This is a genomic window from Bacillus sp. V33-4 (genome assembly GCF_002860225.1).
GTDB lineage: Bacteria > Bacillota > Bacilli > Bacillales > Cytobacillaceae > Bacillus_BJ > Bacillus_BJ canaveralius.
In genome coordinates this window covers 140,202-158,635 of the sequence record NZ_PGVC01000002.1, presented here as the reverse complement: position 1 = coordinate 158,635, position 18,434 = coordinate 140,202, and the positions used below count along the sequence as shown (strand labels likewise).

Annotated in this window: 18 protein-coding genes; 12 read left to right on the top strand and 6 right to left on the bottom strand. The window is 42.2% G+C overall.

Features of this window, described 5'->3' with window-relative positions; genetic code table 11:
* The first annotated feature begins 46 nt into the window (after positions 1-46).
* The 3 genes from CVD23_RS01275 (at position 47) to CVD23_RS01265 (ending at position 1,276) form a co-directional block, all read left to right on the top strand.
* Positions 47-538 (top strand): hypothetical protein, encoded by a 492-nt coding sequence (locus CVD23_RS01275; RefSeq protein ID WP_101575321.1) that lies wholly within the window; start codon positions 47-49, stop codon positions 536-538.
* A complete protein-coding gene (locus CVD23_RS01270; protein WP_101575322.1) occupies positions 513-1,022 on the top strand; it encodes a hypothetical protein in 510 nt (169 codons plus the stop codon). Before CVD23_RS01275 ends, CVD23_RS01270 begins: the two co-directional genes overlap by 26 nt.
* Positions 1,023-1,090: 68 nt before the next feature.
* Positions 1,091-1,276 (top strand): sporulation protein Cse60, encoded by a 186-nt coding sequence (locus tag CVD23_RS01265; protein ID WP_101575373.1) that lies wholly within the window; start codon positions 1,091-1,093, stop codon positions 1,274-1,276.
* A 232-nt stretch (positions 1,277-1,508) separates the two neighbouring features.
* On the opposite strand, the gene CVD23_RS01260 is transcribed toward CVD23_RS01265, so the two are convergent.
* The gene (locus CVD23_RS01260) at positions 1,509-2,777 is read right to left on the bottom strand and encodes an NAD(P)/FAD-dependent oxidoreductase (protein WP_101575323.1); all 1,269 of its coding nucleotides are present in this window, start codon (positions 2,775-2,777) and stop codon (positions 1,509-1,511) included.
* A gap of 214 nt (positions 2,778-2,991) precedes the next feature.
* Between CVD23_RS01260 and CVD23_RS01255 the strand changes: the two genes are divergently transcribed.
* A complete protein-coding gene (locus CVD23_RS01255; protein ID WP_101575324.1) occupies positions 2,992-4,608 on the top strand; it encodes a putative polysaccharide biosynthesis protein in 1,617 nt (538 codons plus the stop codon).
* A gap of 104 nt (positions 4,609-4,712) precedes the next feature.
* On the opposite strand, the gene CVD23_RS01250 is transcribed toward CVD23_RS01255, so the two are convergent.
* On the bottom strand, positions 4,713-4,937 hold the full coding sequence (locus tag CVD23_RS01250) for a hypothetical protein (RefSeq protein WP_101575325.1): 225 nt from the start codon (positions 4,935-4,937) through the stop codon (positions 4,713-4,715).
* Between the two features lie 132 nt (positions 4,938-5,069).
* On the opposite strand from CVD23_RS01250, the gene CVD23_RS01245 reads away from it, so the two are divergent.
* The 3 genes from CVD23_RS01245 (at position 5,070) to CVD23_RS01235 (ending at position 7,309) form a co-directional block, all read left to right on the top strand.
* Positions 5,070-5,780, top strand: a complete 711-nt coding sequence (locus tag CVD23_RS01245; protein WP_101575326.1) for a pseudouridine synthase — start codon at positions 5,070-5,072, stop codon at positions 5,778-5,780.
* A 94-nt stretch (positions 5,781-5,874) separates the two neighbouring features.
* Complete coding sequence (locus CVD23_RS01240) at positions 5,875-6,255, top strand: Uma2 family endonuclease (RefSeq protein WP_101664875.1); 381 nt, start codon at positions 5,875-5,877, stop codon at positions 6,253-6,255.
* Between the two features lie 283 nt (positions 6,256-6,538).
* The gene (locus tag CVD23_RS01235; RefSeq protein ID WP_101664873.1) at positions 6,539-7,309 is read left to right on the top strand and encodes an SDR family NAD(P)-dependent oxidoreductase; all 771 of its coding nucleotides are present in this window, start codon (positions 6,539-6,541) and stop codon (positions 7,307-7,309) included.
* 270 nt (positions 7,310-7,579) lie between these two features.
* On the opposite strand, the gene pepT is transcribed toward CVD23_RS01235, so the two are convergent.
* Positions 7,580-8,812, bottom strand: a complete 1,233-nt coding sequence (gene pepT / locus CVD23_RS01230) for a peptidase T (RefSeq protein ID WP_101664870.1) — start codon at positions 8,810-8,812, stop codon at positions 7,580-7,582.
* Positions 8,813-9,005: 193 nt separating this feature from the next.
* On the opposite strand from pepT, the gene CVD23_RS01225 reads away from it, so the two are divergent.
* Both CVD23_RS01225 and cax read left to right on the top strand, forming a co-directional pair.
* Positions 9,006-9,740: a DsbA family oxidoreductase gene (locus CVD23_RS01225; protein ID WP_101664867.1), complete on the top strand. Its 735-nt coding sequence runs from the start codon at positions 9,006-9,008 to the stop codon at positions 9,738-9,740.
* A 253-nt stretch (positions 9,741-9,993) separates the two neighbouring features.
* The gene (cax, locus tag CVD23_RS01220) at positions 9,994-11,034 is read left to right on the top strand and encodes a calcium/proton exchanger (RefSeq protein ID WP_180955489.1); all 1,041 of its coding nucleotides are present in this window, start codon (positions 9,994-9,996) and stop codon (positions 11,032-11,034) included.
* A 143-nt stretch (positions 11,035-11,177) separates the two neighbouring features.
* Here cax and CVD23_RS01215 read toward each other — a convergent pair whose 3' ends face one another.
* Positions 11,178-11,885: a YhfZ family protein gene (locus CVD23_RS01215; RefSeq protein WP_257987834.1), complete on the bottom strand. Its 708-nt coding sequence runs from the start codon at positions 11,883-11,885 to the stop codon at positions 11,178-11,180.
* Between the two features lie 127 nt (positions 11,886-12,012).
* On the opposite strand from CVD23_RS01215, the gene CVD23_RS21755 reads away from it, so the two are divergent.
* The 3 genes from CVD23_RS21755 to CVD23_RS01200 all read left to right on the top strand — a co-directional run bounded on the left by CVD23_RS21755 (position 12,013) and on the right by CVD23_RS01200 (position 13,862).
* Positions 12,013-12,687, top strand: coding sequence for a hypothetical protein (locus tag CVD23_RS21755; RefSeq protein WP_180955481.1), 675 nt, complete (start codon positions 12,013-12,015; stop codon positions 12,685-12,687).
* 13 nt (positions 12,688-12,700) lie between these two features.
* Complete coding sequence (locus tag CVD23_RS01205; protein WP_101664860.1) at positions 12,701-13,117, top strand: immunity 70 family protein; 417 nt, start codon at positions 12,701-12,703, stop codon at positions 13,115-13,117.
* 298 nt (positions 13,118-13,415) lie between these two features.
* Positions 13,416-13,862 (top strand): SMI1/KNR4 family protein, encoded by a 447-nt coding sequence (locus CVD23_RS01200; protein ID WP_101664858.1) that lies wholly within the window; start codon positions 13,416-13,418, stop codon positions 13,860-13,862.
* A 145-nt stretch (positions 13,863-14,007) separates the two neighbouring features.
* Here CVD23_RS01200 and CVD23_RS01195 read toward each other — a convergent pair whose 3' ends face one another.
* Together CVD23_RS01195 and CVD23_RS01190 are read right to left on the bottom strand one after the other, a co-directional pair.
* Positions 14,008-14,973: a LacI family DNA-binding transcriptional regulator gene (locus tag CVD23_RS01195; protein WP_101664856.1), complete on the bottom strand. Its 966-nt coding sequence runs from the start codon at positions 14,971-14,973 to the stop codon at positions 14,008-14,010.
* Between the two features lie 132 nt (positions 14,974-15,105).
* Entirely contained in the window at positions 15,106-18,429 is a 3,324-nt protein-coding gene (locus tag CVD23_RS01190; RefSeq protein WP_101664854.1) for a GH36-type glycosyl hydrolase domain-containing protein, read from the bottom strand.
* Positions 18,430-18,434: the final 5 nt, after the last annotated feature.

Sequence of the window (18,434 nt, the reverse complement as noted above, 5' to 3'; positions counted from 1 at the left end):
GAGAAAGCTATAGGAAACTGTTTTTGATTTAAAGGAGAGCTTGCATATGTTAAGCTTTTGGGTTGTTTTGTTAGTAACGTTGATTCTGTGTTATGCGTTGCGCAGAGATCCTGATATATATTTGTTTTTGGGAGTGACTCATTGGCTTTTTGTGTCGATTGTGATCCAGCTGCCAATGTTTTTAATGGAATACAACATGAACGCCATAGAAATTATGAAATCTCCGCTCAGTTTTATTACGTACCATTTTGTACAAATCTTTACGATTCCGGCTTTGTTTTTGTTCATCTATCTGCACTATACCGAACAGGCAGCAAGCAGAAAGCTTATTCTGTTATTTCTCCTGTTACTGCTGTGCATTGGCGGCGAGAACATGTTCGTGGCAGACGGTGTGCTCGTTCACAAGGAGTGGAGTTTCCTTACGAGCATGGTGTATTGGGGTAGCGTGATCGCCCTCTACTATATGTTTGCCTACTTTGTTGATATGGCTATCCGAAAGGAGCGCACTCGACATGCTGCTGACGCCGATCCGCTTTGATGAGAATGAGTGGTTTGTTATAATTACCGGTTTGGGCTTGATCTTTTTCTGCAAATGGTTGAAAAAGCCGTTACCAAAGCTAGTAATCGTGACGATTTCTATGTATTTCTTTTTTCTTGGATTAACTGTTGACCACATCATCGGGGCAGATCATCCGTTTAATTTATACGATACGATGGATCGTTCCTCCATTGATATCTTTGATTTAATCGTTTACGGTTGGCATTATCCATTCTACGGCTACTGCTTTTCCCTGATAATTTATCAGTTCAAGCCCAAGGACTTAAATGCGGTCTTATTTGTCTGTGGCTGGTCGACCTTATCAGTCACACTGGAGGTGATTGCCGTTTACTTTTCTGTATTCCAATACCTCAGGTGGCATCAGATTTATTCCTTTTTCACCTATCTGCTTGTTTTTGGCACCAGCTATGTTTTTATAAAAAAATTGTTTCATTCATATCAATCAAAAATCGCTCCTTTTTAGTGGAAAAAGTATAAAAAATGAGTTGGCTGTTAAAACTGGTAAAAAAAGAGATTGAAAGGGAGAGGGCTTTGATACAAGTAAAAGTATTTGATCAGGAGCATGAAAAAGATTTAGAGTATGATATGAATCGTTTTTTGGAAAGATTGGATGAAAATAAACTTGTCGATATTAAGTATAACGTGGCAGCGATGCCTGAAGATGACGAAGAAGAACAAATCTATTGCTTTTCCGCGATGGTCATTTATCGAGCCTGACATGGTGTCAGGCTCATTTTTAGTGTAGGCACATTTTCCAATTTTGAAGGCTTTCTCTAAGTCGGTCAACAAGGCGTTTCGCTTAATTATTCGTTGGTTTCGCTTAATAATCGTTTTTTTCGCTTAATTCCGGGGAGTTTTCTCTTGAATAACCGTTGGCATCGCTTAATTCCTTCCATTTTTCGCTTAAATAATTTCCAATCGATTTTCTAATCCTGTCGATTCAACTGCCTCATCTGGAAAGAGCGAATTCGGCAGCGTTTTTCCCGGCTAGCCGGCCTGTGACAAGGGCGGAGGTGATATTATACCCGCCTGTGTAACCATGGATATCGAGAATTTCACCGCAAAAATAAAGCCCATCCATCAGCTTGGAAGCCAACGTTTGCGGTTCAATTTCCTTAATGGACACGCCGCCGCCTGTAACAAACGCTTTTTCAAGAGGAAGCGTTCCGTTAACTTCAAATTGAAACTGCTTAATGTTTTTCACAAAAGTGCGGATTTTTTCATGTGAAATAACCGCACCCTGTTCATTCGCATCGATTTCGCTTACCTCAAGCAAAAATAGCAAATACCGTTCCGGAAGCAAGCCTTTTAAGATATTTTTGACTGCTTTCTTCGGTTCACTTTTGATAAGAGCAGAAATTTCCTGAAAAAGCGGTTCCTCTTTTTTTTCAGGAAGTGCATCGAGGTTCATCGTCACCTCATCTAGCTTCCACTTTTCCTTTGCTTTAACAACAAACTGGCTGCAGCGTAGGACCGCCGGGCCGCTGATCCCGAAATGCGTGAAGATCATGTCCATTTTATGCGTCACGAGCGGCTTGCCTTTCGGGTTGAGCACGCTTAACGAAATATCGCGCAATGACAAACCCTGCAAGGTTTTTTCCTTAATAAATGGTTCCCTCGACGTGATTGGCACCTCGGTTGGAAACAGGTTCGTAATCGTATGCCCGGCTTTTTCAGCCCAGGGATAGCCATCCCCTGTCGATCCTGTATGGGGAACCGACTTGCCGCCTACTGCAATCACGGCTGCACTGGTATGGATTTTTTCGCCGCTAATCAGCTCAATGGCAGAAGTGCGGTTATCCTGATAATGAACATCTTTGACTGGACAGTTTGTTTTGATCTCAACCTTCAATTCCTTTAGCCTTCTTAATAACGCGTCAACTACAGACTGAGCTTTATCTGAAACTGGAAACATCCGGCCATGATCCTCTTCTTTCAGCTCGACGCCAAGTTTTTCAAAGAAAGCAATAATATCTTCATTGTTAAAAATAGAGAACGCACTGTATAAAAAACGGCCATTACCAGGGAGATGCTTGATGATTTCGTCGATCGGCAGCCGATTGGTAACATTGCAGCGGCCTCCCCCGGAAATTGCCAGCTTTCTCCCGAGCTTGTCTCCTTTATCAATCAGCAGAACTTTAGCCCCCTGTTCGCCGGCCGAGATCGCAGCCATTAACCCCGATGGTCCGCCGCCCACGATTGTGACATCGTATTTCATCATTTCACCAACTTCGTCATTTATCTACATATTTAAACATTTCCATCTTAGCATGAAAAAAACCGGAAAGTAAAAACCAGCTTTTCCGGCTGCAACTGGCGCAGAGCACAAAAGAGATGTAAACTACTAATAGTGCAATTTTTTTATAAATATACCGCAACTGGCTTTGCTTTTTTAGAAAAAAACGGTTGTGTCATATATAGAGAGGGATTTTATGTCGTCTAAACTTTTGCGCGGAACCTTTATTTTAACTTTGGGCACGATTCTCTCCAAGGTTCTCGGTCTATTATATGTAATACCGTTTTACGATATTGTCGGGGACCAGGGGACGGCTCTATACCAATATTCATATATTCCATACACCATTTTTATCAGCATCGCGACAGCCGGTGTGCCGCTCGCTGTTTCAAAATTTATCTCAAAGTATAATGCTCTGGAAGAATATGCGGTCAGCAGGAGGCTCTTTAAATCAGGGCTCGTTGTCATGGCAATCAGCGGCATTATATCGTTTGTAATATTGTATTTCGGAGCGCCGGCACTGGCTGAGATTATTATTAATGATAAAGATTTTGTTTCCAGTGTCGCTGATGTTACCACAGTAATCCGGGCTGTCAGTTTCGCCTTGATTGTTGTGCCGTTTATGAGCCTGATCAGGGGATTTTTCCAGGGCCACCAATCAATGGGTCCTTCAGCTGTTTCGACGGTTGTCGAACAAATCGTCCGGATTGTCTTTCTTTTAGCAGGAGCATTTATCGTCTACAAAATGATGGATGGAAGCCTGACGTCTGCGGTCAGCGTGGCGACGTTCGCCGCATTCATTGGCGCGATCGGCAGCCTTTTTGTCCTGTTATGGTACTGGTACAAACGAAAGCCGCATCTTGATGAGTTATTGACGCATGATAAGGCAACGGTCGATATTTCGCTGCCGGACATATATAAGGAAATCATTATTTATGCAGTACCGTTTGTGCTTGTCGGAATCGCCAACCCGCTCTTTCAATTTATTGATTTGCTGACCTTTAACAGGGCGATGGCGACAATTGGCCTGGCGAAACAATCAGAAACTGCTTTATCGATTTTAAATTATCAAACTCATAAGCTTGTGATCATTCCCGTGTCACTGGCGACCGCTTTTTCGCTGACGCTTGTCCCGAGCATCACAAAGGCCTTTGTTGAGAATGATCGGACCAGCTTGAACCGCCAGTTGAACCAAACATTCCAGGTCATGCTGTATTTAACACTGCCAGCTGTTGTTGGACTCTCACTGCTCGCGGAACCAGCCTATACGTTGTTTTATAAACATGATCCGCTTGGAACGCAGGTCCTGGTGACATATGCACCAGTAGCCATTTTATTTGCACTCTATTCGGTAACCGCGGCGATTTTACAAGGAATAAACGAACAGCGTTTTACCTTGTTAAGCTTGCTTGTCGGCCTGCTTGTAAAATTAAGCTTAAATATTCCGCTGATTAAAGTTATGGAAACGCAGGGTGCAGTTTTAGCAACAGCGCTCGGCTACACAGTAGCCATTTTAATTAATATGTTCGTGATTAAGGCATTTGCCCATTATCGATTTCGGCTTGTGTTGAGACGCGGCTTGCTAATCGTGTTGTTTACGGGGCTGATGCTGGCTGCCACTGCTGTTACTTACAATTTGGTGACGCTGGTGCTTAGTCCGGAGACAAAGATGCAATCGGTCATAATCTTAGTCATTTGTGCCACCGTTGGAGCCGGAGTTTATTTTTACTTAGGCATGCGTTCCAGACTTGTCTACTTTTTATTTGGCGAAAGAGTGGACAAGATAAAAGGGAAGCTGAGATTGCCGATGTGAATGCCGTCACCTGCTGTTGGCTTGAATCACGATTATGCTTAAGGAGTGGGGTTTAATCCCAAGGCACATTAAAAACAGGTTCCCCAAATCGGGAACCTGTTCTTTTAGTAACTGAAGGTATCTGTTTCGTCACGGTAGCCAAGCTGTCTCTCAATCCGGTCGAGCCTGCGGTTGATGCGGTCTACTTGTCGGTTGAGCCGTTCAACTTGGCGCTCAAGGCGGTCGATACGCTGGTTGGCGCCCCCGCCTGGATAACCTGGATAACCACCCGGATAGCCTGGAGCCGGGAAGTAGCCTTCTGTACCTTGTTGACGATAGTTATAATGCACTCTCACCACTCCTAATCATGCGATTTTAAAATCATGATAATAGTCTATTCAGAGCCGTTTTTTTGGTGAGTGAAGTTCTGCTTTTATAACTTTACCATTGGCGAACGCCCAGAAATCTGTGGAGGTAAAAAAATGAGGATTGATAAAATGCTGGCAAACCTCGGATATGGAAGCCGAAAAGACGTGAAAAAGCTTTTAAAGGACGGAGCAGTCCTCGTTAACGATGAAAAAATCAAGGACCCGAAGCACCATGTAAATCCGGAAACAGATACCGTAACCCTGAATGGGGAAGTGATCGAATATAAGGAATTCATTTATTTAATGATGAACAAACCGCCCGGCGTCATTTCCGCAACAGAAGACAGCCAAGATCAAACCGTGATTGACCTGCTCGAAATGGAGGACCAGGTATTTGAACCGTTCCCGGTCGGCAGGCTTGACAAGGACACGGAAGGATTGCTGTTGCTTACAAATGACGGGCAGTTAGCGCACCGGCTGTTGTCCCCGAAAAAGCATGTGCCGAAAACATATTTTGCGGTTATCGATGGAGAGGTCACTGCAGGGGATATTGAAGCGTTTAAAAAAGGTGTTACACTTGATGACGGCTACCTGACAAAACCGGGTGAGCTCGTCATTCTTAAATCGGGGTTGAGGTCGGATATTGAACTGACAATAACGGAAGGTAAATTTCATCAAGTGAAGAGAATGTTCCAGGCGGTCGGAAAGCGGGTTGTTTATTTAAAGCGGATTTCGATGGGTTCGTTAGTGTTAGATGACAGCCTTGATCTTGGGGAGTATCGCGAGTTGACTGAGGAAGAGCTTGAAGGGCTGATAGAACATTAGCGGGGTTTAACGTAATTGGGCTTTTTATACTATAAAACGAGATTAGACGATCAAAATGATGTTACACTATGGATAATCAAGGGAGGTATCTCTTATGAAGATGGATCCGCCTTATCCTGTCAGATTATCTGCTGCAGACGACGACGAGGAATATTATGTTATTCAGCCTGACATTAGTGCAATATGTGACGAAAGTAAACTGGACGATAAAGGATGCAAAGGCGCCCCGGATCTAATTGTAGAAGTCCTTTCTCCTTCGACCTGGCAGCGTGATCGGATTGAGAAGTTAAATCTGTATCAGAAGCATGGGGTAAAAGAATATTTATTGATTTATCCTAACGAGAATGTTGTTGAGCAATATAATCTGGATGATAATGGTGTGTTCGCAACACCACTAGTACTCGGAGAAGAAGATACGCTTTGTACACATACTTTTCCTGAATTTCAAATTGAATTAAGAAGCATATTTTCTTAGAAAAACCTTGTTAAAATAGCAAGGTTTTTCTTTTTTGTGGCATCAAGAAATTCGGGTTCCATTTAAGACCAAAAAATTGTGTAGGCCGCATATATTTCTAGGAAGTCCAGGTATCATTTGAAATACATTGATTACTGTTTCTACATAATTAATTTATTCACACATCGATGAGCGCGCTAATTGTGTTAATAATGTGGAGTTTGCATGCAAACGCTCTCAGGAGTTCAAGGGGATGGTACAATGTTTTTGTTGGGTCCATTCTATTTTACGAGGAGGAATTTTGGTGAGTTTTTCTGACAAAGTGGTGTTGGTTACTGGAGCTGCAGCGGGGATCGGCAAAGAATCGGTGAAAGCGTTTGCTGATCAAGGCGCGAAAGTTGTGTTAGTTGATTTGGATATTGGCACTCTCAAGGCAACAGCAAAAGAGCTGGAACTCCAGGAAGGCAATTATTTGTTAGTCGCGGCTGATGTTTCCAAAGAAGAGGAAGTGGAGCAATATGTTCAAAAGACTGTCGAACAATTTGGATCGATTGATGTATTCTTTAACAATGCCGGCGTTGAAGGAAAGGTACTTCCCATCACAGACTATCCTGCAGAGACTCTCGATCTTGTCCTGAACGTAAATGTCAAAGGTGTATTTTTTGGACTTAAGCACGTATTGCGCATCATGAAAGAGCAAAAATCCGGCGCAGTTATTAATAATTCTTCCGTTGCGGGTCTATCCGGAAGCCCGAATGTCAGTGCATATATCGCATCAAAGCATGCCGTCATCGGTCTGACAAAAGCGGCAGCAGTTGAAGTGGCCCAATTCGGTGTCCGTGTCAATGCTGTTTGCCCTTCTCCGGTGAACACCCGAATGATGCGGTCACTCGAGAGCGGTTTTTCTCCTGACGATGCTGAGGCTGCGAAAGAACAACTGACACAAACGATCCCATTAAAACGTTATGGTGAATCTGCGGATGTCGCGAACCTTGTTCTATTCCTCGCTTCTGAGCAAGCGTCGTTCATTACAGGTGTTGCCTGTCCAGTGGATGGAGGGCTTACAGCTCAATAACAATAAACAGAGGCAACTTTCCTTTTTAAAGGAGGTTGCCTTTTTAAGTGACTATGTTGCTTCACAGTAGTGGGTGCGTAATTAGCCATAGTTTCGGTAGGCAGGGACTCTATTTATGTGCGTTCAGAATCAGATATCCACGAAAAGGCACGATATATTCGCGGCAAGTAGCACTATACCGCCCGTGAAAAGCACGATATATCCAAAATAGACGCAAATCCATATGTAACAATAGCCAAGGATCTCAATCCCTGGTCAAATTTAATATATTCAAGTTCTTTCCTCATAGAGCTTAATGATTTGAATAATTGTTTCCGATGCTTTGACCATATTTTCGACTGAAATAAATTCGTATTTTCCGTGAAAGTTTTCTCCGCCTGTGAAAATGTTCGGTGTCGGCAGTCCCATGTAGGATAATTGTGAACCGTCTGTACCGCCGCGGATCGGCTTGATGACAGGCTGGATACCCAATTTTTCCATAGCTTCATAAGCAATGTCGACGATTTCCTTGACGGGTTCAATCTTTTCCTTCATGTTGTAATATTGATCCGCCATTTCCAGGATGATGCTATCTTTTCCGTGCGTTTGCCTCAATTCATTTACAATGCTTTCAATCGTTGCTTTTCTGGCCTCGAATGATTCTCTGTCAAAATCCCTGATAATATACTTGAGGTTTGTTGTCTCGACGTCGCCGTTGAAGGAGATTAAGTGGTAGAAGCCTTCGTACCCTTCGGTAAATTCAGGTGCTTCAGCAGCAGGCAGCCTATTGTGCAGGTCCATTGCAATTTTTGCAGAATTCACCATTTTTCCTTTGGCGGTTCCGGGGTGAATATTGTTGCCTTTGATCATAATTTTCGCAGAGGCAGCGTTAAAACTCTCATATTCGAGCTCGCCAATCGGTCCGCCGTCGACTGTATAAGCATACTTCGCATTAAAAGCTTTCACATCGAATTTATGAGGTCCTCTGCCAATCTCTTCATCAGGTGTGAAGGCAACTCTTATTTTGCCATGCTTGATGTCCGGATGCTTGATCAAATAAGCCATCGCCGTCATGATTTCGGCAATACCTGCCTTATTATCTGCCCCAAGAAGTGTCGTCCCGTCCGTTGTAATTAACGTATGCCCTTTATAATCGGCAAGATTAGGAAATTCCTGTGGCGATAACACAATATGTAAAGTGTCGTTTAAAACAATTTTGTTGCCATCATACGCTTCGACAACTTGCGGATTGACCCCTGCTCCAGTAAAATCGGTTGCCGTATCAAGATGGGCCAAAAATCCAATCGTTGGCACTTGCTTCTCGGTATTCGATAGCAGTGTCGCCATCACATAACCATTTTCATCCATTGTTACTTCTTCCATGCCAATCTCCTTTAATTCAGCAACGAGCATATTCGCAAGTGTTAGCTGCCCGGGGGTAGAAGGACAGGTATCACTGTCTTCATTAGATTGGGTGTTCACTTTTGCATAAGAGACAAATCTTTCAATCATTTCATTTTTCAATGTTTGGTCATCTCCCTTTTATTGATATGTTTTTATATTATCATGATCCGGAAATTTCTTCTCATTAAGCAAAACCATTTTTAAAAAAATCGGGCGATACCATTAATTTTCCAGTCATTTGAGCATCTGTCGAGTGCTTTCAGAAAAGGGTGTGCTACTATAATAAATATCTTGAGTTAAAGAGGTGCTAAACATGAAAATCGAGGTTTGGTCGGATTTTGTTTGTCCGTTTTGTTATATTGGAAAGCGCAGATTAGAAGCGGCGCTGGCGGAGTTTCCCCACAAAGATCAGGTTGAGATTGAGTTCAAAAGCTTTGAGCTTGATCAAAATGCGCCGCGAAATTCGGGGGAAAGCATTCACGAGTCCCTGGCGGCTAAATATGGAATGACTGTTGAAGAAGCGAAACAAGCAAATGCAAATGTTGGCCAGCAAGCAGCAAGTGTCGGGCTGACATTCAATTTTGATTCTATGAAGCCAACGAATACATTTGATGCGCATCGTCTTGCGAAGTTTGCAAAATACCATGAAAAAGAAGCACAGCTTACTGAAAAGCTGCTCAATGCATACTTTACAGACTCGAAAGATTTGAGTGATTTCGAAACGCTTGCAGACATCGCCGCAGCAGTCGGCTTGGATCGCCAAGAGGCCGTAAATGCTTTACAGGATCATAATGCTTTTGCCAATGAAGTCCGCATTGACGAATCAATCGCACAGCAATATGGTATCAGTGGCGTGCCGTATTTTGTCATTAATTCAAAATATGCGATATCTGGAGCTCAGCCGACCGAAACGTTTACAAGCGCACTTGAAAAAGTCTGGGAAGAAGAAAATCCTACACCAACATTGCAAGATCTTTCAGCAGGCGGGGCTGACGACGATGCATTCTGTGCTGACGGCAGCTGTGCTGTTCCACCCAGAGAGAAATAGTCTGCAAGTCAGGATATACGAATTAAAAAACAATCGCCCTAATTCGGTATTTGAATTAGGGTCTATTTATTATATTATTGAACTTGTATGAGACTCCCACGCCTAAAGACGGGCTAGGCCCTGCGCGTGCTTTCTCGTTCGGAGAATCTGTAATATTAATTTCAACCCTTCGATTAATCATGATATAAAAGGGTATAAAGAGTAAGAGATTATCAAAGAATGAGAGGGAAATTGTGTGACGAATAAGATTTTTATGGCATTAGCATTTATTGGTTTTCCACTTTCGGTGGTTGGAACAATTATGCATTGGTCAAGTACTGCATTATTTATTATTTACTGCTTAACCATCATTGCGTTAGCCAGCTTTATGGGAAGGGCAACGGAAAGCCTTGCGATTGTGACCGGTCCTCGTATCGGTGGCTTGTTGAATGCCACTTTTGGTAACGCGGTCGAATTAATCATTTCAATATTTGCTTTAAAAGCAGGTCTCGTTGGCGTTGTGCTTGCTTCCCTGACGGGTTCCGTATTAGGGAACTTGCTTTTAGTTGCAGGGTTATCGTTTTTTGTTGGCGGCCTTAAGTTTAAGCGTCAGGAATTTAACGTGTTTGATGCCAGACATAACTCCGGGCTTTTAATGTTCGCGGTAGTCGTTGCTTTTGTTATCCCGGAAGTATTTTCAATGGATATGAACGAAACAAAGACTTTGTCTCTCAGCGTCGGAATATCGATCATTTTAATTGGGCTTTATCTGGCTGCATTATTTTTCAAGCTAGTTACACATCGCGGTGTATATCAACATGATAAAAAGGGTGCGGAACATCACGAAGAGGAACCTGAATGGGGAAAAGGTAAAGCACTTGCTATTTTATTAATTGCGACCCTTGCAGTAGCGTATGTTTCTGAAAATCTCGTCCATTCGCTCGAAGCTGTTGCTGAAACATTTGGATGGACCGAATTGTTTATTGGGGTCATTATTGTTGCAATCGTCGGTAATGCAGCTGAACATGCATCCGCTATTATTATGGCTTTTAAAAATAAAATGGATATTGCTGTTGAAATTGCCGTAGGTTCCACTCTGCAGATCGCGATGTTTGTGGCGCCTCTGCTTGTGTTGATTTCACTGTTATATCCAAATCCAATGCCACTCGTATTCAGCCTTCCCGAACTGGTGGCTATGGTGTCGGCAGTCCTTTTAACAATCGTTATTTCAAACGACGGTGAATCCAACTGGTTTGAAGGGCTTACCATGTTGGCGGCATATGTTATCATTGGTATTGGGTTTTTCTTGTTGTAATAATAAGTTTGTCGGTCTGTCCAGCATGTTTTCTATGAAGAGACCGTTTTACAAAAAAAGAATATAAATACATAACATAACACCGTCGAAATTTCGACGGTGTTATGTTCATTGAAATTTTCTGAAGGATCATATAACGACGATCAAAATGCAGGAGGCGTCAACCCGTTAACTACATTTTTTTGAATCTTGATAACTTCGTCGGGATCGATAATATGGTTTAGGAAGTTACCAACGCCAGAATGTTTTTGGATGACAATCACAGCCTCTGTACATTTAGGAAGGATATCATTTGCCTGATCACTTTGCAGAGGGAACATGCTGAGAGGAAGATTTTTTTCAACAATCTCATCTACGTTCCAAACCGCAGCATCAGCCTGTCTACTCTGTAACATATGAGGTATCTGCATATAGCCAACTTCCAAAAATTCTACTGGTAGATGTCCGAACTCGGCTTGAGTTAGCTGGAACTGATCAAGTGAGTCCTTATCTACACAAACTTTCATACCTTCAAAAAAATTCTCTTCAGCCCCCTGGGGTTTGAATATCACATGATTGGACACATGAGTACCGGGCCCAAATCTACACCAAATTTCCAATTCCGGATCATTTTCGCAAAGAGTCTCCCCTGACAACCTAGAACAAACAATAAAATCATTGCGTTTTGCTTTTAAGGCTTTCGCCCGAGAAACTACACCGCGCATAAATGCTAACGAAGAAGGAATATTTTGAACAGTAAAAACTTGTTTAAGTCCTGTTGCCATCCCGGCTAAAAGGTTTGTATATGGTAAAGCCAAGGCGCCAAAAATAACCTCACGGCCAGTTGCCTGCCAAAGAACAAGGTAATCGATTGCTTCAATCAGTAAGGAAAAAAATTCGATAAAAAACCATAATCATAGGGTGTGCCGAAATCAATCTTTTCGGACACTCTTTTTTGGTTTAATTAAGACTGTCATCAGAGTGGTAGATGCAGCCTTTATGGCTATGAAAAATGTTGTGAATCCAAACAAAGTTTCAGAAGCTTTTCGTGTTGTATATAACCGAGTCGTCCAAGGACCACTGGCTGCCACGAAGGTATGGTTTGATCAGGTTATGAAAAAGCTGGGAGATCTGCCTGTCCCGGCGAATCTTCAGGTACAGCTTGCCGGAGTCGGTCCGATGCGGACAACCGTTCGGGAATCGTTGGAAGGTGCGAAGGAATCGGTTGTTCGGATGGTGAACAGTGGTGGTAATAGCAGTAACACGGTTGAAGTTATTGACAGGGGTATAGCTAAAACTAGACCATCATGGAGACAGTCGGAAATTGATGTAGGAACGGAATATCCTGGTTATCGTGACCAAGTTTCATTTAAGGATGGTAATGAAGTGAATCATGGTACTAAAAATAGTTCGAGACCAGATTTTTATATCAGCGGGCATAGTATAGAAGTTAAGAATTATAAATTGACGACATCTTCTGGTAGAAAAAACTTAATAAGGAATGTCTCAAAGCAAATAAATAAGCGGATAAGTGATTTGCCAGAAAAAACTAATCAATCTGTTATTATTGATGTGAGAGGTCAAAGTGTCTCAAGGGATGTGTTGAGAGACATTAAACAAAAGATAAATGAAAGAACAAAAGGCGTAGCAGAAATTATATTTAAAATGGATTAGAGGTGAAGTTTATATGGCTGTAGGTTTATTAGTAGATTGTTTTTACTACGAATTAGGGCATAGCGATTTTGTACATTCATTCTTTTCAACAATCTCATATCATTTGGAAAAAGAAGGATGGGGGACAAAATACCCATTATTGATGAATGAGTTATATAACGACAAATTAAATTGGGTTGATATCTCAGTTGCAAAATCTAATTTAATAGAAATTGAACAAGAACTTTCAAAATACTCGCCAGAACGTGTTGTATGGGATATTGATGACTTATCAAAAAAACCACCGTGGGGGGATAAAATCAGTCCAAAAGTAACAAGCTTAGCGGATTATTTTGCAACTGCTAACGGGAAGACGTTTTTTGAAGTGATTTGTAATGCTATGGATGTAGCAGAAGAAGATAAATGTGATATAAAAATTCAACAAATTTAATTATTGTAAAACCATGGGTATCTCTCTCATGTTTTTTTGGACTGAGTACACTCTTCACTCTTTAATCGGACAATGAAAATGTCTTATTTTAAGCCCAAAGAGATATTAATATTGAAAGGGAAAATAATCTATAGAGGAGAATCGTATAGAAGGGAATGGTTCCCATCTAAAAGTGCAGTTCAACGTGCTTACAGTTTTTCAAATCCATATAGTGTAACAGGAACTTGCATATTTTCTCAGTTTAATAGTTTCTCTTTATTTCATAGAGCTTGGACACTGTAGTTGGAGGGGAATTACTTTGACTCGTGAAGAATTGGTTGCATTTATAGAAGAAAACTCGGATATTGACGATTTTACTGGAGGTATCAATGAAACCGAAGTTATAAGACTTGAAGATGAACTCGGGGTTGTATTCCCGGAAAGTTATAAATGGTTCTTGAAATCTTATGGTTCGGGCGGGCTATTCGGAGTCGAAATACTAGGTTGTGGAAAATCACAAATTCCTTCAGTTATATCAAATACTGAAAGATTTCGAAAGCTGTGCTTACCCGAAGAATACGTCGTAATAGAAAACTGTGAAGAATTTGTTTATTGTCTTGATACCAGTTTTATTTCTAATAATGAATGCCCGATTATTTCTTGGGATAGGGTTGCCGGGTATAGTGGCAAGCGAGCGAACAATTTTCATGAGTTTCTGTCAAATAGGCTGCTCGAAGCAAAAGAGAATTGGGAAGAAGATTTTTAAAATGCCTTTATTTTCTTGATTGGCGTTTTGCTAGGAAGTGCGATTAAAAATATATTTAAAAAAGCACCGGCCTTCTCATTAAAATATTGAAAGGCCGGTGCTCTGTTGCGTATGCTTATCAGCTCGATTATAAGTGTTTAGATTGTTACATCGTCCCAACAGAACCCCCATCAATTAGTGATACATAAATCCGCTCATTTTCCAGCGGTTCGTTGGCTATCAGCTTGAGTAAATGCTCGGCAGCGAGGGTTCCCCATTTGCGTTTGGAATAATCAATGGTTGTCAGGCGCGGATCGGTATAATGTGACACCTCGATATTATCAAATCCGATGATATGAACATGTTCACCAACCCGATAATCCGTTTTTGATAAATAATTGTACATTCCGATCGCCATCTCGTCATTCAAACAAAAAACGGCGACGGGTTTGCTGTATTCTGCAATGATTTGCTGTGCAGCCCGCTCTCCCGCAGGTTTATTAAAATCGCCCTCGATTTCCTCATATTCAATATCTTGATAGCGCTCGACTGTTTGCCTGACAGCTTGCAGGCGTTGCTGCGAATCATAAGAAATATTGGGTCCCGTGACGGCATAAATCTTTCGATGCCCTTTATCAATGAAATGATCAATTGCTAAAGTAGCCCCGGCTTTATTATCAAGCAATATTTGATTGATATTGGGGTGATCCAGTTCCCTGTCTAAAACGACTAATTTATGGCCAAGGTCCGCATACTTAATCAACTCATCACTTGAAAAAGTAACATCAAGGATAATGGCACCATCAATCATTCTTTCAGGAAGAAAGCGGTGTGACTCTTTGCCGCTGCAGACAATTAACTCATACCCTCTGCTGGTCAGAGCTTCTTGCAAACCTTGCAGAAGCTGTCCATAAAAGGCTCCGCTATAATCAGTTAAAAACACGCCAATAATTTTTGTTTCCCGTTTTTTCAGTGATCGGGCTGCAGCATTTGGAATATAGTTTAGTTCTTTAGCAATTGCAAGAATCCTTGCTGATGTTTCTTCTGTCACCTTCGGGCTTCCGTTTAAGGCATACGACACGGTTGAGATCGAAACACCTGCTTGTTTCGCGATATCTTTAATACTAACCACGATACCTTCTCCTATCTTTACAAAAAACGTTTCTTTTATTATACCTTGTTTTTGGTATCTTCTAGTAGAATGTGTTATGCAAAACAATTTTAACAAAAAGGCGGCGAACATAACTGCTGCCAGCACTTTTTTTTACATGTAAATCTCGACTAGATTGGAATCAGCAGATAACTGCTGGTCGAGGATTTGTTTGCTAACCCGCACCCCGCTCTGACGGTAGCGGTTAGACACTTGGTCCGCGGTAACTGGACGCCCATTAATAACAATACTGCATATAGCATTGCCGCCAAGATGATAGACAAACGTAACGGGCCGGTCAAGAATTTTAAAATGAAACTTCAATCCATTTAAATTGGCCGGTAAAACCGGGTCAATGTGTAAGTCGCCTGCTGATAAGCGGATTCCTAAACAATTAGAAATCAGCTGGTTCATATAAATTCCCGGGCCGCTCGAATAAATACGCCAGCCGCCTTTCACCGGAACTGAACCAGCTCGCAATTCGTCAAAGCGGTCCTGCGCTTCATAGCGCGTCTTAAATTTCCCGTCGGAACTGCTGAAATAAGCGTTGCTTTGCCGCCGTTCTGCATTTGGCAAGACGTCTTGGATCCCGACTGGGTTAATCTTCTCGAGGCCTTTCCAAACCTCATCAACTTTGCCGAGTTTGGCCATTGCTTCGACGAAACGGATATGGGCATGCACGTATTGCAGTCCGATTTCACGGCCAAAATTCGCTGCTTGTTCGGCCCGTTTAAAATGGGTGCTGACTCCGCCATTATATTTAGCAGGGCGGTCCATCAACCTGACGCCATCGGCATGATAAAGCTTTTCCTTGATGACTTGATAATGTGCTTCCGCCTGTTCAGGTGTCAAAAGTTCACCAATCATGCTTCTTGTCATCGGAAGCAGCCGGTATTGGACACCTGTTTTTGAATCAGTTGGGTGCAGCATGAATTCTGCTTTGCCGGGCTCCTCCATGAACACAAAGCCTGGAATGACATCGCTCTGGAGAATGTAACGTTTGAAATCGGCTTCGATGCCTGAAGATAAAGCTTTGAGTTCAGCCGCGTCTTGTTTATCGACTTCTTCAAAAAGCTGTGCCAGCTGTTTGAGAACTTGATATGTCAACGCAACAGTCCAACTGCTGACCAAATACTTTTTCAATTGCGCATTGGCTGGTTGAAGCGTGTCATCCCAATCGCCATCGCCATACGATGATAACAATGTATCGTGGAGAAAATGCGCTTTAATGTAGTCGATTTCTTTCTTTGCATGCTCAAGAATGCTCGCTGTTTCTTCGGAAAACTCAAAGCTTCCGCGTTTTGTATAAGGGACTTTTTCTTCTAAAATGCTGTAGTCCCTTGTCACGGCAATATAATCACCGAGCAGTTTTAATGGCCAGACGATGATATCGCCATGGCTCTCCTCTTGCTGGATTTTGTAATACTGATCAAACATGAACCATTGCGGCCAGTTGCCGTCACTCTCATATTGGTGGGCATAAACGGTTTTGATAATATCACGGACAGCTTCATATTTTTGTGTCGCAAGAAAATACTCAGATGGTCCCTGGCACACATCGCGCGTTCCCCATGCTGCACCGCCATATTGCTCAAGGCCGTGAGGGACAGAGTAGTGGACAAGCATATTATGCGTATACCACCAGGCCAAATCATTCATTTTCTCAATTCCATCCTTATGCTCAAGGTGGAATCCGTTCATGACAGATTGATAGAACAACCGGTAGCGTTCAATTTCAGTGTCAGCTTCACGAACTACAAACGGTAAATCCTCACCATTCACTGCTCCTTGGACAATCATGGTCCATTCACTTGTTTCAGTTAAATCAAGTACGACAAGCGATGCAGAATGAGGAGGAAGATTCGCGGCAAACATTCGCTCATCTAAAAGGTTGATTTGCGCACCCTTTACCTGTAAACGATAGGTCAAGTCAGGATAGGTTTCTTTACTGTCTGAACCCGCACTTGCAGAAAAAGAAATCGTATTCCCGTCTTGTTCAATTCGGACTAGGGCGTCGTATTCATTGTTGTTCATCGAAACTTGATTTGTGACTAAATATCGGTATGATTTGCCGCTCGCAGAACGGACCTGCAAGTGCAATTCCGGCGAATCGACGACTGTAAAGCTGGTGATAATCAGTAAATCAGTTTCGGTTTTGTAAAACCAGCGTGCATAGTTAAATCCCATTTCAAACATCGACGGCAATGTTAATAAACGGTACACACCATCGACTTCGACATAAATGCGCTGGCCGGAGGTTTTCATAACATTCAGCGGATTGCGGGCGTTTGTCAGCATTTTATTAAAAGAAGTGTTGCCAATAACCAGCTGGGAATTAAAAATTCCATACACATAGGATGTCGAAGTAAGTACATTTTCTTTGTTGTCGATATTCTGGCCGGTCATCAAAATATGGCCGTGCGGACGTTCGACGAGCAGTTCTTTTTCTTTTAACACTACATGTTCATGTGTACCTGTAAAAAACGAGAGCAGAGTTGATTTGTCCCATTCTTCTTGATGACGGTTAGGAAAATACTTATTTATGTCTTCTTTTGTCATAGATGTTGTCTGTATAGGTGCTCCAAACACAGCAGAAATGGTTGATTTCTCTGCCAGTTGCCCAGTTGTTGTAGTTGCTGATTTGACCTGTTCCCAAACCTTTAAGATGGTTGATTCGTGTTCCAGAGAAATAATCGCGTTCGGATGATCCTCGTGAAATAGTCCATAAAAGACAAATCGCGCTGATCCTGCTAAATTTATCCGCTCTGATTGCAATGCTGTATAGGCAAATTCGTATTGATAGACCTCATTATCGAGAGAATCCTTCGTCAGGACTTCCGGTTGGTTCGTTTCCTTATAGGATAAACCAAAGAATTGAAAACCATCTGTAGAATAGCCAATTGTTTTCGTTAGCGCACCCTGCTGCAGATAAGGGAAAGCCCCTTGCTGCGGCTGGTTTTGCCGTGAGCAAACGACATATCCTTTTTCATGATCTTCAAAAATGCTGTAATCAATGTATTGCGACACGAAGGCTTCGTTTGAACGGATCGCTCCTTTTTCAGCCATTCCGAGATCCTGTCCATATATGACGTCCACTTCAGCATCCTGCCCCTCCACTGATACATCCCAGAACCAGATGCCTTGTTCAGCAAGGGTAAAAGTGACCTGATACTTAATATCGCTGACAAAACCTTCCCAAATGACTTGTGTTTCGCTATAGCGGACATTGCTGTCTGACTGAACACCAAGGAGCGGATAGGCTTTGATTCCCGATTCCTGATGAAGACGCAAATAAAGATTATTTAAGGCTCCATCGATTGGATTGGAGAGCCACTGGTTGATCATGATGTTTTTATGGGTTGCCTCATAAAGATCGCCACTAGTTAAAAAGGTGAAATTGTAGTGGCCTGCTTTAATCTGAAATTTAGCATTGTTCATTGGTT

Coding starts and splice junctions, on each gene's coding strand:
- CVD23_RS01255 (WP_101575324.1), top strand. CDS start 2,992: ATGTCGTCTAAACTTTTGCGCGGAACCTTTATTTTAACTTTGGGCACG.
- CVD23_RS01275 (WP_101575321.1), top strand. CDS start 47: ATGTTAAGCTTTTGGGTTGTTTTGTTAGTAACGTTGATTCTGTGTTAT.
- CVD23_RS01225 (WP_101664867.1), top strand. CDS start 9,006: ATGAAAATCGAGGTTTGGTCGGATTTTGTTTGTCCGTTTTGTTATATT.
- cax (WP_180955489.1), top strand. CDS start 9,994: ATGGCATTAGCATTTATTGGTTTTCCACTTTCGGTGGTTGGAACAATT.
- CVD23_RS01260 (WP_101575323.1), bottom strand. CDS start 2,777: ATGAAATACGATGTCACAATCGTGGGCGGCGGACCATCGGGGTTAATG.
- CVD23_RS01240 (WP_101664875.1), top strand. CDS start 5,875: ATGAAGATGGATCCGCCTTATCCTGTCAGATTATCTGCTGCAGACGAC.
- CVD23_RS01190 (WP_101664854.1), bottom strand. CDS start 18,429: ATGAACAATGCTAAATTTCAGATTAAAGCAGGCCACTACAATTTCACC.
- CVD23_RS21755 (WP_180955481.1), top strand. CDS start 12,013: ATGGCTATGAAAAATGTTGTGAATCCAAACAAAGTTTCAGAAGCTTTT.
- CVD23_RS01245 (WP_101575326.1), top strand. CDS start 5,070: ATGAGGATTGATAAAATGCTGGCAAACCTCGGATATGGAAGCCGAAAA.
- CVD23_RS01270 (WP_101575322.1), top strand. CDS start 513: ATGCTGCTGACGCCGATCCGCTTTGATGAGAATGAGTGGTTTGTTATA.
- CVD23_RS01205 (WP_101664860.1), top strand. CDS start 12,701: ATGGCTGTAGGTTTATTAGTAGATTGTTTTTACTACGAATTAGGGCAT.